This is a genomic window from Noviherbaspirillum sp. L7-7A (assembly GCF_019052805.1).
In the GTDB taxonomy this organism is placed as follows: Bacteria; Pseudomonadota; Gammaproteobacteria; order Burkholderiales; family Burkholderiaceae_D; genus Noviherbaspirillum_A.
In genome coordinates this window covers 429,061-445,054 of record NZ_JAHQRJ010000001.1, presented here as the reverse complement: position 1 = coordinate 445,054, position 15,994 = coordinate 429,061, and the positions used below count along the sequence as shown (strand labels likewise).

At 60.8% G+C, this 15,994-nt stretch carries 18 protein-coding genes; 6 read left to right on the top strand and 12 right to left on the bottom strand.

What is annotated here, in order from left to right; all coding sequences use genetic code 11:
* Nucleotides 1–77: 77 nt before the first annotated feature.
* Nucleotides 78–563, top strand: coding sequence for a bacterioferritin (gene bfr / locus KTQ42_RS02020; RefSeq protein WP_217343982.1), 486 nt, complete (start codon nucleotides 78–80; stop codon nucleotides 561–563).
* 15 nt (nucleotides 564–578) lie between these two features.
* Nucleotides 579–1,058, top strand: coding sequence for a bacterioferritin (gene bfr / locus KTQ42_RS02015; protein WP_217343981.1), 480 nt, complete (start codon nucleotides 579–581; stop codon nucleotides 1,056–1,058).
* A gap of 114 nt (nucleotides 1,059–1,172) precedes the next feature.
* Here bfr (KTQ42_RS02015) and KTQ42_RS02010 read toward each other — a convergent pair whose 3' ends face one another.
* Nucleotides 1,173–3,308 (bottom strand): TonB-dependent receptor, encoded by a 2,136-nt coding sequence (locus KTQ42_RS02010; RefSeq protein WP_249222611.1) that lies wholly within the window; start codon nucleotides 3,306–3,308, stop codon nucleotides 1,173–1,175.
* A 185-nt stretch (nucleotides 3,309–3,493) separates the two neighbouring features.
* Here KTQ42_RS02010 and KTQ42_RS02005 point away from each other — a divergent pair, with 185 nt between their 5' ends.
* Nucleotides 3,494–4,672, top strand: a complete 1,179-nt coding sequence (locus KTQ42_RS02005) for a PepSY-associated TM helix domain-containing protein (protein ID WP_217343979.1) — start codon at nucleotides 3,494–3,496, stop codon at nucleotides 4,670–4,672.
* Nucleotides 4,669–4,872, top strand: coding sequence for a hypothetical protein (locus KTQ42_RS02000; RefSeq protein WP_217343978.1), 204 nt, complete (start codon nucleotides 4,669–4,671; stop codon nucleotides 4,870–4,872). Before KTQ42_RS02005 ends, KTQ42_RS02000 begins: the two co-directional genes overlap by 4 nt.
* On the opposite strand, the gene KTQ42_RS01995 is transcribed toward KTQ42_RS02000, so the two are convergent.
* Nucleotides 4,856–5,398 (bottom strand): YaeQ family protein, encoded by a 543-nt coding sequence (locus KTQ42_RS01995; RefSeq protein ID WP_217343977.1) that lies wholly within the window; start codon nucleotides 5,396–5,398, stop codon nucleotides 4,856–4,858. The genes KTQ42_RS02000 and KTQ42_RS01995 overlap by 17 nt on opposite strands.
* 99 nt (nucleotides 5,399–5,497) lie before the next feature.
* Between KTQ42_RS01995 and KTQ42_RS01990 the strand changes: the two genes are divergently transcribed.
* Nucleotides 5,498–6,067, top strand: coding sequence for a DUF1415 domain-containing protein (locus KTQ42_RS01990; RefSeq protein WP_217343976.1), 570 nt, complete (start codon nucleotides 5,498–5,500; stop codon nucleotides 6,065–6,067).
* Nucleotides 6,068–6,436: 369 nt separating this feature from the next.
* Nucleotides 6,437–6,769 (top strand): hypothetical protein, encoded by a 333-nt coding sequence (locus KTQ42_RS01985; RefSeq protein WP_217346777.1) that lies wholly within the window; start codon nucleotides 6,437–6,439, stop codon nucleotides 6,767–6,769.
* A gap of 26 nt (nucleotides 6,770–6,795) precedes the next feature.
* Here KTQ42_RS01985 and cysM read toward each other — a convergent pair whose 3' ends face one another.
* The 10 genes from cysM to KTQ42_RS01935 form a co-directional block, all read right to left on the bottom strand.
* A complete protein-coding gene (cysM, locus tag KTQ42_RS01980) occupies nucleotides 6,796–7,698 on the bottom strand; it encodes a cysteine synthase CysM (protein ID WP_217343975.1) in 903 nt (300 codons plus the stop codon).
* 141 nt (nucleotides 7,699–7,839) lie between these two features.
* Nucleotides 7,840–8,172, bottom strand: coding sequence for a DUF655 domain-containing protein (locus tag KTQ42_RS01975; RefSeq protein ID WP_217343974.1), 333 nt, complete (start codon nucleotides 8,170–8,172; stop codon nucleotides 7,840–7,842).
* Between the two features lie 102 nt (nucleotides 8,173–8,274).
* A complete protein-coding gene (gene rfaE1, locus KTQ42_RS01970; RefSeq protein ID WP_217346776.1) occupies nucleotides 8,275–9,222 on the bottom strand; it encodes a D-glycero-beta-D-manno-heptose-7-phosphate kinase in 948 nt (315 codons plus the stop codon).
* 27 nt (nucleotides 9,223–9,249) lie between these two features.
* Nucleotides 9,250–10,425: a lipopolysaccharide assembly protein LapB gene (gene lapB / locus KTQ42_RS01965; protein WP_217343973.1), complete on the bottom strand. Its 1,176-nt coding sequence runs from the start codon at nucleotides 10,423–10,425 to the stop codon at nucleotides 9,250–9,252.
* A 59-nt stretch (nucleotides 10,426–10,484) separates the two neighbouring features.
* Nucleotides 10,485–10,784 (bottom strand): LapA family protein, encoded by a 300-nt coding sequence (locus KTQ42_RS01960; protein WP_217343972.1) that lies wholly within the window; start codon nucleotides 10,782–10,784, stop codon nucleotides 10,485–10,487.
* A 97-nt stretch (nucleotides 10,785–10,881) separates the two neighbouring features.
* Nucleotides 10,882–11,187: an integration host factor subunit beta gene (locus tag KTQ42_RS01955; RefSeq protein ID WP_194712875.1), complete on the bottom strand. Its 306-nt coding sequence runs from the start codon at nucleotides 11,185–11,187 to the stop codon at nucleotides 10,882–10,884.
* A gap of 11 nt (nucleotides 11,188–11,198) precedes the next feature.
* The gene (rpsA, locus tag KTQ42_RS01950) at nucleotides 11,199–12,917 is read right to left on the bottom strand and encodes a 30S ribosomal protein S1 (protein ID WP_217343971.1); all 1,719 of its coding nucleotides are present in this window, start codon (nucleotides 12,915–12,917) and stop codon (nucleotides 11,199–11,201) included.
* A gap of 139 nt (nucleotides 12,918–13,056) precedes the next feature.
* The gene (cmk, locus tag KTQ42_RS01945; protein ID WP_217343970.1) at nucleotides 13,057–13,740 is read right to left on the bottom strand and encodes a (d)CMP kinase; all 684 of its coding nucleotides are present in this window, start codon (nucleotides 13,738–13,740) and stop codon (nucleotides 13,057–13,059) included.
* Entirely contained in the window at nucleotides 13,740–15,065 is a 1,326-nt protein-coding gene (gene aroA / locus KTQ42_RS01940) for a 3-phosphoshikimate 1-carboxyvinyltransferase (protein WP_217343969.1), read from the bottom strand. The genes cmk and aroA overlap by 1 nt, the downstream gene beginning before the upstream one ends.
* The gene (locus tag KTQ42_RS01935; protein WP_217343968.1) at nucleotides 15,065–15,976 is read right to left on the bottom strand and encodes a prephenate dehydrogenase/arogenate dehydrogenase family protein; all 912 of its coding nucleotides are present in this window, start codon (nucleotides 15,974–15,976) and stop codon (nucleotides 15,065–15,067) included. Before KTQ42_RS01935 ends, aroA begins: the two co-directional genes overlap by 1 nt.
* Nucleotides 15,977–15,994 lie beyond the last annotated feature (18 nt).

The following is a 15,994-nucleotide window of genomic DNA, read 5'->3' as shown; positions in this document are numbered from 1 at the left end:
CATTACAATACCGGCGTTGCCCGATCCCGGGATCGACCGCAATATGTTCAAGTCGTTATATCAAGGTGGAGAGTGTTATGCAGGGTGATACAGCAATCATCGGAGTCCTGAACAGTTTGCTCACCGGCGAACTCACCGCGGTCGACCAGTACCTGATCCATGGCGAGATCTACCGGCATCTCGGCCTGAACCGCCTGGCCGACATGAGCCTGCACGAGTCCGACCATGAACGCCAGCATGCGCGCGCGCTGATCCAGCGCATCCTCTTCCTCAACGGCACGCCCGACCTCAGCAAGCGCGACCCGCTCAACATCGGCCGCACCGTGCCCGACATGCTGCAGGCCGATCTCGACCTCGAATACCATGTCGCCGACGCACTGAGGAAGGCCATCGCCGCCTGCGAGAGCGTGAAGGACTATGTCACCCGCGACATGCTGCTGGTGCAGCTGGAAGACACCGAAATGGATCATGCGTATTGGCTGGAACAGCATATGGAACTGATCAGACTGGTTGGCCTGCAGAATTATCAGCAGAGCCAGATGGATGCGTCCTCCCCCACTTAAACAGGAGAAAAGAATATGAAAGGCAATCCCCAGGTCCTGAGCACGCTCAACCAGGTCTTAAAGAACGAACTCACCGCCATCAACCAGTACTTCCTGCATGCGCGCATGTTCCGCAACTGGGGCCTGGAGCGGCTGGACAAGTACGAATACAAGCAGTCGATCCGGGTGATGAAGGAAGCCGACAAGCTCATCGAGCGCATCCTGTTCCTCGACGGGCTGCCCAACCTGCAGGACCTGGGCAAGCTGCTGATCGGCGAGGATCCGGCCGAATGCCTCAACTGCGACCTGCAATACGAGCGCAGCTTCCATCCGGTGCTGACCCAGGCGATTGCCCTGTGCGAATCCACCCAGGACTACGTCACCCGCGACCTGCTGGAAGAGCTGCTGGAACACTGCGAATATGCGATCGACTGGCTGGAAACCCAGGAACGCCTGATGCAGGACATCGGACTGCAGAACTACCTGCAATCGCAGATGGGCGAGAAGGACGACTGATACGGAGATGAAGTTTGCCGGCGCCGCTGGATGGCGTCGCCGGCAAAATGCGGAACAGCGCAGCAGACCCGCCCCGTCATGGATTGCCATGACGGGGCGGATTCACATGGGCGATCAGAAATCGATCGTGGCCGACACCGTCAGGGTGCGCGGCGCGCCCAGCACCAGATAACCCAGGCCCGGATAACCGCCGGCCGATGCCCAGTAGTCCCGGTCGGTCAGGTTCTCGATCTGGCCACGCAGGGTGACTGCCTGCTTGCCCCAGTTCGTCACATAGCGCACGCCGGCGTCGAAACGGTTCCAGGAGGGCAGCTTCTGCGTATTGGCCGCATCGGCGTATTGCGAAGCGGTATGCAGCATGCGGCCGTTCAGCGCCAGTCCGCGCACGCCGGGCACATCCCATTCGGCGCCGAGGTTGGCCTGCATCTTCGGCGCGCCGATCACGTCGCGGCCATCATTGACGCCGCCTGCCGTCTTCCGCTGTTCCGCGTCGAGCAGCGTGAGGCCGCCCAGCAGGCGCAGCCCGCGCATGGGCGCGCCATACACGGTCAGTTCAGCGCCGCGGTTACGCTGCTCGCCATCGATGCCGAACAGGTTGGTGGCGCTGTTGATCACGCCCATCGGCTGGGAGGTGGAGAACAGCGCCAGGGTCACGCCATATTGGCCGGCATCGTATTTCGCCCCGATTTCCTTCTGCCGCGAGCGATATGGGGAAAATACTTCGCCCACATTGCGCACGGTGCCGCTCGCCACCGCGCCGCGCGTCAGGGCTTCCACATAGTTTGCATATAGCGACAGGTTCTGCATCGGCTTGACCACCAGGCCGGCAATCGGCGTCACCGCGCTCTTGTCATAGCTGCCTTCTTGCGCGCCGGTAGCGTATGCGTAGCTGCGGTCCTTGATGCTCTGCTGGCGCGCGCCGACGGTGACCAGCACCCGGTCCTGCGCAAACGACAGCGTGTCGGCCAGCGCGAAGCTGGACAGCTCGGTGCGTTGCGTGAGCAGAGGATTGCCCAGCACGCCGCCGGTGAAGAAGCTGGGCGCTGGCGCCGCTACCGCAACCGGCGCATACAGATTGGAGGCAAAGCCGCTGAAGTCGCTCAGTCCATACGCATTGCGCGATTTCTGGTCGAAGCTCGATGCGGTAGCGCTCAGCGTATGGCCGATCTCGCCGGTACGCAGCTTGCCGCGGATGCCGATCTCGCCGGTGCGCACCGTGTCGCGCCGCGCATTGTCGAAGCGATAGGTGCTGGTATCGCCGGCGGCATTGATCACCGTGGGATTGGCCAGGCTGTTGCGCTCGGTGCCATGGCGCGCGCCAGCGGCGGCCCAGGCGGTGACATCCGGCGACAGGTCGAATTCACCCCGCACCGTTCCAAAGGTGTCACGCTCATTCGAATAAGACCATGGCTGTGCGAAGTTGGACGAAGCATTCGGCGCATCCGGCACCGGCACGCCGGCGCCCAGCATCACGCTGGGGCGGGCCTGCTTGAGATTGTGTTCCTGGAAGCCGACATCGGCGGACAGGCGGAAATTACGGCCGCGGTGATCCAGGCCTAGCGACGCCACGCTCAGTTCGCGCTTTTCGCGGTCGATTGCGGTATTGCCATCGCGACGCACCAGGTTCAGGCGTGCGCCAGTGGCATTGTCTTCACCGAAGCGGCGGGCAAGATCGGTTGCCAGGTAACCCTGGCCACCGCTGTCAAAGCCAGCGGTGAATTGGGTCAGCGGCGTGTTCGGTGCGCGCTTGGGCACCAGGTTGATCGCGCCGCCAATGCCGCCGCCGCCCGGCGTTGCGCCATTGATGAAGGTGTTCGCGCCGCGCAGCACTTCCACCCGCTCCAGCAGTTCGGTAGCGACGAACTGGCGCGGCAGCAGGCCATACAGGCCGTTATAGGCCAGGTCATCCGAATTGACCGGGAAGCCGCGAATCATGTACAGCTCCTGGTAATTGCCAAAACCGCGCGCCACCCGCACCGTCGGGTCATTCTGCAGCACGTCCGCCACGCTGCGCGCCTGCTGGTCCTGGATCAGCGCCTGGGTGTAGGCAGTGCTGCTGAACGGCGCACTCATCTGGTCGACATTGCCAAACAGGCCGAGACGGGCGCCGCGCGCCACCTGGCCGCCGGCATATTCGGCCGGCAGGCCGCCGGCGGATGCATCGGCGGAAGCATTGACGTTAACAGTCGGCAGCGTCTGCGCCGCGGTGGTTTCTTGCGACTGGGCCTGGGCGCCGGCACACAGTGTCATCAATACGGCAAGGCTGATTCTGGAACGTCGAAACTGAAAAGCGGGCATGAAAGTTGACCTGGTTAGTGAAGCAACAATTGTAAATGTAAATGAGAATGATTATTATTGCATGAACGTATTTCATGTTGGCAATCACTTTTTATTGCCGATGTTGCGGTGAACGCACACAAAATTTCCAAAACTCAATGACACCCACTGCCATTCGCCGCTGGTCCTTGATCCATAAATGGAGCAGCCTGGTCTGCACGGTTTTCATGCTCCTGCTCTGCCTGACGGGCCTGCCACTGATCTTCCATCATGAAATCGGCCACCTGCTGGGCACCGAGGTGGAAGCGCCCCAACTGCCGATAGCAACGCCGCGCATCAGCCTGGACCGGGTAATGGAAACGGCGATCGCCCGCTATCCCGGCAAGCAGGGCATGTTTGTGTCGCAGGAGCCGGACGACGACCGGGTCTGGTACGTGACGCTGGCCGATACGCCAACCTCGGACAAGGATCTGAAACAGGTTGCGGTAGACGCCCGCACCGGCCAGCCGCTGGCTGAACCCAAGCTGGACGAAGGCTTCATGCACATCATGCACAGCCTGCATGTGGACCTGTTTGCCGGACTGCCCGGCACCCTGTTTCTGGGCTTCATGGGCGTGCTGCTGATGGTGGCGATCGTGTCCGGCGCGGTGCTGTACGCGCCCTTCATGCGCAAGCTGGCATTCGGCACGGTCCGACGCGACCACACGCCGCGCACGCGCTGGCTGGACATGCACAACATGCTGGGCATCGTCACGCTGGCATGGGCATCGGTGGTCACGCTGACCGGCATCATCAACACCCTGGCCGACCCGCTGATCGACCTGTGGCGTTCCGACCAGGTCAGCGAGATGACGGCCCGGTACAAGGGACTGCCGCCACCGGCGCGCATGGGTTCGCTGCAGGCGGCGGTCGATGCGGCGATGGCACTGGAGCCGGAAATGAAGATCCGCTTCATCGCCTTCCCCGGCACCACGTTCTCCAGTCCGCATCATTACGGCGTCTTCCTGCGTGGTGAATCGCCGCTGACAGCGCGCCTGTTCAAGCCGGTGCTGGTCGATGCCCGGACCGCGCAGGTGACCGACAGCCGCGCCCTGCCCTGGTACGTGACTGCGCTGTTGCTGTCGCAGCCGCTGCACTTCGGCGACTACGGCGGCACGCCAATGCAGATACTTTGGGCTCTGCTGGATATCGCCACCATCATCGTGCTTGGCAGCGGACTCTATCTATGGCTGCGGCGTGGGGTCCGCACGATGGAAAACAGCAGGCTGGCAAAACCGGGCGGCATGCCGCGCGACGTGGCAGCGCAACCGCCCCTGCTTTCCGGGAAAAACCAATGAAGCGTTCGCTCCTGCAAATGTGGGGCTGGCCCATTGCGATTGCGGTCTCGACGCTTGCGGGCCTGATCGCCGGCCTCGTCGGCGATGGCGCCTGGGATCTGCTGGCCGCCGTTGCGCTCGGCGTTCCGGCACTGGCCTGTGTCTGGCTTGGCAGCCGGCGCAGCACCAGACGGCACAGGCAGGCTAACCGGGCGCCTTGAGCAGCGTGAAGTCGACCTGCAGCGGCTCGCTGCCGTTGCTGATCCAGATCTGGCCATCCTGTACCGTGCATTGCAATTGCATGCTGCGGTTGGCCATGGCTTCCAGCGCCAGGCTGGTTTCGCTGGCAAGGTTATAGACCGACAGATTGCGCGCGCGCTCCACCCGGTTCCCCATCTGCCCCCACCAGATGGCGCTGGTGCTGCTGTAGCTGTAGACCACGACCTGGCTGGCGCGTCCGCAGGCCTTGAGCATACGACGCTCATCCGGCTGGCCAACGTCGATCCACAGGTCGATCGCGCCGGTCAGGTCCTTCTGCCAGAGATCCGGCTCGTCGACATCCGACAGGCCCTTCGCAAACACCAGCGATTCATTGGCATGCCGCACGAAGGCAAGCAGCCTTACCATCAGGCGTTCATCGGTTTCGGAAGGATGCCGCGCCAGCGTCAGGCTGTGATCCTGGTAGTAATGCCGATCCATATCCGCAATCTGCAGATCGGCTTTATAAATCGTCGACTTCAAGGCCATAATTCGAGTCCAAACATTTCAAACATTTTCCAAGGAGCGCAAGAATAGCCGATCAGCGCAGTGCAAAAGGCATGCGCGGCTCTTCTCGCATCAAAAAACATGACGACCACTCATTCCGGCTCGCATCAGGAGGTAATCAATGCAGTTTCAACCTGGCTGGAGCGCGCCGTGATCGGGCTCAATCTCTGCCCTTTTGCCAAGGCGGTTCATCACCGCGGCCAGGTCCGCTATACCGTCAGCGAAGCGACTGAACCGGAGCAATTGGTTAGGGACCTGACGCAGGAACTGCAGCACCTGCATGACTGCGACCCTGCAGTGACCGACACCACCCTGCTGATCCATCCCTGGATCCTGCAGGATTTCGCTGAATACAATGAATTCCTTGGCATTGCCGAACTGATCCTGTCCAGCATGGGAATGGAGGGAGAAATTCAGATTGCCAGCTTCCATCCCGACTACCAGTTTGCCGATACCCACCGGGATGACATCAGCAATTTCACCAACCGCTCGCCCTATCCCATCCTGCATTTGCTGCGTGAGGACAGTATCGAAAGAGCTGTCGCAGCGTATCCGGATCCCGATGACATATACAAGAGGAATATTTCCACACTGGAAAAGCTTGGTCAAAAAGGCTGGAATGCCTTATTCAATAAAAACGAACGAGATTGAAAGAATCTATGGTTTTGTGCGGTAAAAGAATTGTCGATTCCCATATTAATCAATATCTTGCAATTTAAAGCACGATTGCAAAATACTCATCCACTTTTCGTGACAACGATTAAAGCCTTGGATAGAATTCCCCGCCAGAGCTAACGCTGAGCTCATCAGGAGAACAGCACTCGGTTTCTCAGTGGAAAAATTATTTCTTTTTTTCTATTTTTTTGAGAAACTTCGCGTCTGCACGAAATTATCTGTTGGCATATTGCACTAACGAATTGTCAGTTTATTAAATACTGGCGCTTTGTGGACCGGAAAGACGTGCAGCGTCACTAACGCCTTTCTCGTCCTTGACCTAGTACCGTGGAAGTCATCCCGACCATGAATAATCCCCATGAACAACCTGCCAGCCTGCTTAATGAGCCGGTCGGTTACGATCCGAACAATCTTCTGGACTCGCTGATCGAAAGGCTGAATCTGAAAAATGATGCGGCGCTTTCCCGCGCTCTTGAAGTGGCCCCTCCCGTGATCAGCAAGATCCGGCATCGCCGTCTGCCGGTGGGTGCATCGCTCCTTATCCGTATGCATGAAGTGAGCGATCTCACCATCCGCGAATTGCGCATCCTGATGGGCGACCGGCGGGAAAAATTCCGCATCAGCGACAAGCAGTTCAAGCCGAAAAGCGCCACGGCCGACGCTGCTTCGGACGAGTAATCCGCTTTGAAGACTGGATGCCGTCCTCAGGCGGGAAACACACCGGTAGAGAGGTAACGATCGCCACGATCGCAGACAATGAAGACAATCGTGGCGTTTTCCACCGTCTGCGACACGCGCAAGGCCACCTCGCAGGCACCAGCAGCAGAAATCCCGCAGAAAATTCCTTCTTCCACTGCCATGCGGCGCGCCATATGCTCCGCTGCCGCCTGGCTGACGTTCTCCACCTGATCGATCCTTGAACGGTCGAAGATTTTCGGCAAATACGCTTCCGGCCATTTACGGATGCCGGGGATCTGCGACCCTTCCTCCGGCTGCGCGCCAATGATCCGCACTTCCGGGTTCATTTCCTTCAGATAGTGCGATACACCCATGATCGTGCCGGTCGTGCCCATCGCACTGACAAAATGGGTAACCCCGCCTCTGGTATCACGCCAGATTTCCGGGCCGGTCGTTTCGTAATGCGAGCGCGGGTTATCCGGATTGGCAAACTGGTCGAGGATGATGCCCTGCCCTTCCTTCTGCATCTGCTCCGCGAGGTCGCGGGCGTATTCCATGCCACCGGTCTTGGGTGTCAGGATGATCTGGGCGCCATAGGCCGCCATGCTCTGGCGCCGCTCGAGGCTCAGATTCTCGGGCATCAGAAGCACCATCTTGTAGCCGCGCATCGAGGCGGCCATTGCCAGCGCGATGCCGGTATTGCCGCTGGTTGCTTCAATCAGCGTGTCGCCAGGCTTGATGTCGCCGCGCGCCTCGGCACCCTTGATCATGGCGAGCGCTGGCCGGTCCTTCACGGAGCCTGCGGGGTTATTGCCCTCCAGCTTGCCCAGAATGACATTGTTGCGCCGGGCAGCCTCTTCTCCTGGGATACGCTTCAACTGGACCAGGGGGGTATTGCCTACGGTGTCTTCGATGGTGGGATATTGCATGGTGGTGTGCATCCACGTTAAGTAAAACAGCATTCTAATCGGAGACGCCAGCGGCCGCAGAAAGCCCTCAGCGCTAATAAAGAGCCTCGACCATGAAAAAGCCCCGCACTGGCGGGGCTGGTGCAGCAGGCAACGATTCGTTCAGGATTTCTTCGCTTCGTCTTTCTTGGCAGGCTTGCCCGCCGGTGCTGCCGCAGTCTTTCCGACTGCCTGCCCATTAACGCGCAGCCCGGCTTCGGACAGTTTTGCGGCCTTTTTCTCCTTGACGCCCTTGACCCGTTTTTCAACATCGGACCAGTCCTTGAAATCGCCTTTCTTGCGCTCTTCAACGATGGCCTTGGAGAGTGACGGACCGATACCCTTGACGCCGTCAAGCATGGCTTGATCAGCCTTGTTGATTTCCACATCGGCCGCGAAGGCGGCACCCATGGCGGACAGGCAGAAGACGAGAGACAACAGGACTTTTTTGAACATAAGAATTTCCCGAAAGCACTTCAAACGACAAAGGTGATTCGGACATGATCCATGCCTGCCCGCCTTAACGGCTCAAGCCATCCACGGTTGACACAGCGGCATTCAGAACCCGAACAATTCTTCCCGGGTGACAGTCGCTGTACCCAGCTTGCCCACCACGATACCGCCTGCTCGGTTAGCGATCTCCACTGCGTCCTCCAGCGGCACCTTGGCGCCCAGCATGCTGGCCAGGGTAGCAATCACGGTGTCACCCGCGCCGGATACGTCATACACCTCGCGTGCCATCGCGGGGAAATGCCTGACGCCGCCTGCCGTATAAAGCGTCATGCCTTCTTCCGAGCGCGTCACCAGCAACGCTTCCAGGGCGAGTTCTGCCCGCAGGTTCTGGGCCTTGACGGTCAGTTGCTCCTCGGTCTTCCAACTGCCGACAATGTGCTGCAGTTCAGCGCGGTTCGGCGTAAGCAGAGAAGCGCCCGCATAGGGTGAAAAATCATCGCCCTTGGGGTCGACCAGCACCTTTTTCCCCAAGCTACGTGCGGCCTTGATCATGGCCGCGACATTGACCAGGGCACCCTTGGCATAGTCGGACAGCACCACGATGTCGTACTCGGGCAGGAGGGCGTTGAACTTGCTGAGCTTGTCGCGCAGCACGATGTCGCTCGGCGCTTCCTCGAAATCGATGCGCAGCAACTGCTGCTGGCGACCGATGACGCGCAGCTTGATGATGGTTGAAATCGCTGTATCGTGGTTCAGATAGCTTGCCGTGCCGGTCTCCTTCAGCATGCGCTCGACAGCAGCACCCGCTTCGTCCTCGCCAACCACGCCCATCAGGCCAGTCTGCGCACCGAGCGCACTGGCATTGCGCGCTACATTGGCCGCGCCACCAAGGCGCTCTTCCCGCCGCTGCACACGCACTACCGGGACCGGCGCCTCGGGCGAGATGCGGCTGACTTCACCAAACCAGTAGCGGTCCAGCATGATGTCGCCGGCAATGAGCAGGCGGGCGGAATGGAGGGCGGCAGGGGCCGGTACATGTTCGGACGGCGTCATCGATGGAGGAGTCATGGAATAGTCTGCTCAGTTCATTACATTCAATTCTTCGGTGCGGCGCGGCGGATAGGTTTCCCACTGGCTGCAACCCGGACACTGCCAATAGAACTGCCGCGCCTTGAAACCGCAGTGGCTGCACTGGTACCGCGCCAGCTTCTGGGCATAGCCATGAACCAGATTGCGCACCAGTGCCAGATCCGACTGGTATTCTGCCGGGGCGCTCATCATTCGCGCTTCCAGCATCTTGTCCAGTCCCAGCAAGGTCGGAGTACGCTTCAGTTCGTCACGCACCAGCTGGTTGGCCGCTTCCACGCCATTCAGTTCCAAAACCGCCTTGTAGACCACTTCCAGCAAATCGATCGACGACGCTTCCGTCAGATAAAATTTCAACAGGCTGACGCCCTCCTGAGGCCGCCCTAATAAGCGATAACCGTCCATCAGGCGCTGTGCCACCAGGGCTACATGCGGCACGCTTTGCTGTTCCACCCGGCGCCACGTCAGCAGAGCCGCCTCGGTGTCGCCGCGCGCCAAGTGCACATCGCCCATCAGCATGGTAGCGCGCACATTCTTGCGATCCGCGGCAACCGCATTTTCCAGCATGACCAATGCCGCGTCCGGATGGGTATGCACCAGTTCATCCTGCGCGAGTTCGCAATAGAACTGGGCAATTTCCTTTTGCCGACTGCCGGCGCCGGATTCCTGCAGTCCACGGGCTGCCTCGATGGCGCGGGTCCATTCCTTTTCACGCTGATAGATTTCCAGGAGCGCGCGGCGGGCCTGCACCGAATAATTGGAGGCGACGAGCTTGTTGAACGCCTCTTCCGCGCGGTCCAGCAAGCCGGCCTTCAGGTAATCCTGTCCCAGCTCATACTGGGCCTGCGCCTGGTGTTCGGGCGGCAGGTCCGGCCGGGCAAGCAGGTTCTGATGGACCCGGATGGCGCGCTCGGTTTCTCCCCGCCGCCGGAACAGGTTGCCCAGCGCGTAATGCAGCTCGATGCTCTCGGGGTCGAGCTTCATGATCTCGATGAAGGCGTCGATGGCCTTATCCGGCTGATCGTTGAGGAGGAAGTTCAGCCCCTTGAAATACCCCGTCGGCAGGGTACGCGACTCGGACACCAGTTCGCGGATATCGACGCGGGCGGCAATCCAGCCCAAGGCAAAGAAGATCGGGATGCCAAGCAGCCACCAGGTTTCAAATTCCATGCGGATTCATCTGTTGTTATTCGGAGGCGGCTCGGCGGCCGGCTCTCGGTGTAAGTCGCTCAATAAGCGTCGGGATGCGCCGGCTGGCCGGTTGTTTGCGCCTCGTGGCCGGCGGGCGCGGCCGTGGCGACGGTTTTCTGGCGCACCTGGCTGCGACGATAGCGCAGCAGCGTCGGCATCATTGCCAGCACGCCCAGCACCGCGCCACCGCCGAAAAAGGCCAGCAGCATCAGCACCAGGGGCGCATGGACCTCGTAGCCAAGAAAAAAGCGCAGTGCGACTTCCTGGGTGTTTTTCAGTGCGAAGCCGAAAAACAGGACGAACAGGACAATGCCAGCGATGCGGGATAAGAACTTCATGTCCGGGATTCCTTGTCTTCCGGGCCAAAAACAGCCGAAATTGTACGCGAAAAAAAACGGCATCCGAGAATGCCGTTTTTCTTGTGCCGCAAATGACTCAATCTTCCTTGATCGGCTGCCCAACCATGGCGTCGACCCGCTCCCGCAGCTCCTTGCCTGGCTTGAAGTGCGGCACCCGCTTCTCGGGCACCATCACCTTGTCGCCTGACTTCGGATTGCGGCCGGTGCGCGGAGGCCGGATATTCAGCGCAAAGCTGCCGAATCCCCGGATTTCAATGCGTTGCCCGGTGGCAAGCGCATCGGCCATCGCATCCAGCAGCGTCTTGACCACGTAATCCGCATCCTTTGCAACCAGCTGCGGATAACGTTCGGCCAGACGGGCAATCAATTCCGACTTAGTCATCGATTACGACCTTATTGCTTGTTGTCGAGCTTCGCTTTCAGCAGCGCGCCCAGGCTGGTAGTGCCCGAAGCCGCGTTCGAATCGACAGCCATCTTCTGCATGGCTTCCTGAGTCTCGGCATTGTCTTTCGCCTTGATCGACAGCTGAATGCTGCGAGCCTTGCGGTCGATGTTGATCACCAGTGCTTCGACCTTGTCGCCGACTTTCAGGTGGGTACCGGCATCTTCCACGCGGTCGCGGGAGATTTCGGATGCACGCAGATAGCCTTCAACTTCTTCGGACAGCTGGATCACGGCGCCCTTCGGCTCCACCGACTTGACGGTGCCGTTAACCAGCGAACCCTTGTCGTTCATGGCCGCGAAGTTGTTGAACGGGTCGCCTTCCAGCTGCTTCACGCCCAGCGAAACACGCTCGCGCTCGACGTCGATGGCCAGAACCACGGCTTCCAGTTCGTCGCCCTTCTTGAAGCGCCGCACGGCTTCCTCGCCGCTTTCGGTCCAGGACAGGTCGGACAGGTGCACCAGGCCGTCGATGTTGCCAGGCAGGCCGATGAAGACACCAAAGTCGGTGATCGACTTGATCGCGCCGGAGACGCGGTCGCCCTTCTTGTGGGTCATGGCGAAGTCGTCCCATGGGTTCGGCTTGCACTGCTTCATGCCCAGGCTGATACGACGACGCTCTTCGTCGATTTCCAGAACCATGACTTCGACTTCGTCGCCCAGCTGGACAACCTTGTTCGGTGCCACGTTCTTGTTGGTCCAGTCCATTTCGGAAACGTGCACCAGGCCTTCGATGCCCTGCTCGACTTCCACGAACGCGCCGTAGTCGGTCAGGTTGGTGACCTTGCCGAACAGACGGGTGCCCTGCGGGTAACGACGGGACAGACCGGTCCACGGATCGTCGCCCAGTTGCTTGACGCCCAGCGAAACACGGTTCTTTTCCTGATCGTACTTGAGGACCTTGGCAGTGATTTCCTGGCCAACCGACAGCACTTCCGACGGATGGCGCACGCGACGCCATGCCAGGTCGGTGATGTGCAGCAGGCCGTCGATGCCACCCAGGTCAACGAACGCGCCGTAGTCGGTGATGTTCTTGACGATACCGGTGACGACGGTGCCTTCCTTCAGGGTTTCCATCAGCTTCTGGCGCTCTTCGCCCATCGATGCCTCGATGACGGCGCGGCGGGACAGCACGACGTTGTTGCGCTTGCGGTCCAGCTTGATGACCTTGAATTCCAGGGTCTTGCCTTCGAAAGGCGTGGTGTCCTTGACCGGACGGGTGTCGACCAGCGAGCCCGGCAGGAAGGCGCGGATGCCGTTGGTCAGAACGGTCAGGCCGCCCTTGACCTTGCCGTTGACGGTGCCGGTGACGATCTCGCCGGATTCCATCGCCTTTTCCAGCGACAGCCAGGATGCCAGGCGCTTGGCCTTGTCACGCGACAGGATGGTGTCGCCGAAACCGTTTTCCAGGGACTCGATGGCAACGGAGATGAAGTCACCAACATTGACTTCCAGTTCGCCGTTGTCATTCTTGAATTCTTCGATGGGGATGAACGCTTCGGATTTCAGGCCGGCGTTGACGATCACGAAATTGTGGTCGAGGCGCACGACTTCGGCGGAAATCACTTCACCCGAGCGCATGTCTTGACGCGACAGCGATTCCTCGAACAGAGCTGCGAAGCTGTCTGCTCCAGGAGTTCCGGACGCAGGGGACATTAATACTGTAGACATAGGTTAGATTGGGGTTAGCCAGTGCAACGCGACATGCGAAACATCTGGGTTAAGGTTTTTCAACACCGCGCAGGGCTTGGATCATGCGCGGCACCAGGTACTGCCAGAACTTCCTAAATGCCGCCGGAACGTGCGATTTTCAACCGGCGTCATGCCTTTTCTTTACAGCCGCGTACCAGTTAAGAACCTGACTGACGGCCTCATCGGCGCTCATGTCGGAAGTATCCAGCAGGTATGCCCCTTCGGCAGGTTTGAGGGGTGCTATAGAACGGTTGGCGTCGCGCGCGTCACGTTCAGTCAAATCTTGAAGAAGGTCGGCCATGTTAGCAGCAAAACCTTTTTCAATCAATTGCTTATAACGCCTCTGCGCACGAGCTTCCACACTTGCGGTGAGGAAAACCTTGAGTTGTGCATTGGGAAAGATCACCGTGCCCATGTCGCGCCCGTCGGCGACCAGTCCGGGCGGCTTGCGAAAGCCCAGCTGCAGGCCGGCCAGCGCATGCCGCACGGTGGGCAGCACGGCGATGCGGGAGGCGGTGTTACCGACTTCCTCCTTGCGGATCGCCTGGCTGACATCTTCCTTGCCCAGGTAAATATGTTCGCCGACGAAGGAACACGGCAGGTGCTCGGCCAGCTTGGCCAGCGCATGCTCATCCTTGAGCGAGGTGTCCTGGCGCAGCGCGCACAGCGCCGTCAGCCGGTACAGCGCGCCGGAGTCCAGGTAATGGAAACCCAGCCGGTCGGCGACGCGGTGCGCCACCGTGCCCTTGCCGGAAGCGGTGGGGCCATCAATGGCGATAACGGGAATGGGATGGCCAGGCATTAGAACAGCTCGTCCTTGGTGATCGATGCAAAGGCGTCGAAATAATCGGGAAAGGTCTTGGCGACGCATTTCGGATCGTTGATGCGGATGCGGCTGCCGCGCCGTGCCTGGCCAGTCAGCGAAGCCAGGGAAAAGCACATGGCCATGCGGTGGTCGTCGTAGGTATCGATTGCCGCCGGAAGGATGGTGGCCGGCGGTGTCACCCGCAGGTAATCGGCGCCCTCTTCCACTTCGGCGCCCAGCTTGCGCAACTCGGTGGCCATGGCTGTCAGGCGGTCGGTTTCCTTGACCCGCCAGCTGCCGATATTGCGCAGCGTCGACGGGCCGTCGGCATACAGCGCGGCCACCGCAATCGTCATTGCCGCATCCGGTATGTGGTTGAAGTCGGCGTCGATCGCCTTGAGTACGCCGTTGGAACGCGCCTCAACCCAGTTCTCGCCCATGCTGATGGACGCGCCCATCTGCTCCAGCGCCTCGACGAAGCGCAGGTCACCCTGGATGCTGTCGCGCCCCACGCCCTCGACCCTGACCGGGCCGCCCGCGATCGCGCCGGCGGCAAGGAAATAGGAGGCGGAGGAAGCGTCGCCCTCGACATGGATGCTGCGCGGGCTGGCATAGCGCGCGCCGGCCGGCACCGTGAAGGATTGCCAGCCATCGCGCTCGACCTCGACGCCAAAGCGGCGCATCAGGTTCAGCGTGATTTCGATATAGGGCTTGGAGATCAGCTCGCCGACCACGTTGATCGTCACCGGCTGCTCGCGAGCCATCAGCGGCGCGGCCATCAGCAAGGCAGTCAGGAACTGGCTGGACACATTGCCGCGCACCGCCATGCGGTGGGTATGGATCATGCCGCGCTGGATATGCAGCGGCGGATAGCCGACCTCGCCGGTATAGGCAATCCGGGCGCCAACCGCATTGAGCGCGTCGACCAGGTCGCCGATGGGCCGCTCATGCATGCGCGCCACGCCGTGCAGCGTGTAGTCGCCGCCGCTGACCGCCAGCGCCGCCGTCAGCGGCCGGATCGCGGTGCCGGCATTGCCCATGAAGAGGTCGGCCTGGTGGGTTGGAAATGCGCCTGCCACGCCGTGCACGGTGTAATCCTGGCTCTCGCCGGCCTGCTCCCAGCGCACGCCCAGCTTTTGCAAGGCCATCAGCATCACATGGGTGTCGTCGGACGCCAGCAATTCGCGGATGTCGGTCGTGCCCTCGGCCAGCGCGGCCAGCAGCAGCGTACGGTTGGAGATGCTTTTCGAGCCGGGCAGCCTGACCGTGCCGGCGGCATGGATAGCCGGCTGCAGGTCAAGTGTATGGGGATAGCGCTTCATCAGTCACCGCCTTGTCTTGTTTGCTTTTCCGCGGCTTCGATGGTGCTGATCCAGTCGTGCCGCGCTTTCTGCGCGTTCGCATACACCGCTTCCAGCGCGGCGCCGTCGGCAGCGGCCAGCATGGTGCGCAGCCGCTGGAGTTGTGCCAGGTAGGCATCGAGTTCGACCAGCATCGCGTCCTGGTTGGCCAGCGTGATGTCGCGCCACATTTCCGGCGAGGAGCCGGCAATGCGGGTAAAGTCCCGGAAACCGCTGGCGGCATACTGGAACAGCAGGTCGGCATGCGGCTTGCGGGCAATGTCGTCCACCAAGGCATAGGCCAGCAGATGCGGCAAATGGCTGACCGCGGCGAAGACCCGGTCATGCTCTTCCGGGCTCAGGGCATGGATCACCGCTCCGCAGTGTCGCCACGCCTGGGCTATCCGTTCGACATCGCCGACGGCATTTTCCGGCAAGGCGGCCAGCACCACTTTCTTGCCGACATACAGGTCGGCAAGCGCGGCATCCGGCCCGTTCTGCTCGCGTCCCGCGATCGGATGGCCGGGGACGAAACAGGCAATCTTGCTGCCCAGCGCGGCGCGCGCCGCAACGACCACGTCGGTCTTGGTGCTGCCGGCGTCGGTAACCACAGTGCCGGGCGCGAGATGGGGCTGGATGGACGCCAGAATCGCGCCGGTCTGCGCCACGGGCGCTGCGATCAGCACCAGGTCGGCGCCGTCGACCGCCTCGGCCGGCGATGTGGTGTAGGCATCGATGATGCCGAGCTCGCGCGCACGCTCGAGGGACTGCCGGGTACGTCCGGCGCCAACGATCTGCACGACGGCGCCGGCCTTCTTCAGCGCCAGCGCGAAAGAGCCACCGATCAAGCCAACGCCAAAGATGGCGATCTTGCGAAACAGTGGCGTTGCCATGCCTTGCTCCCGCTGCGC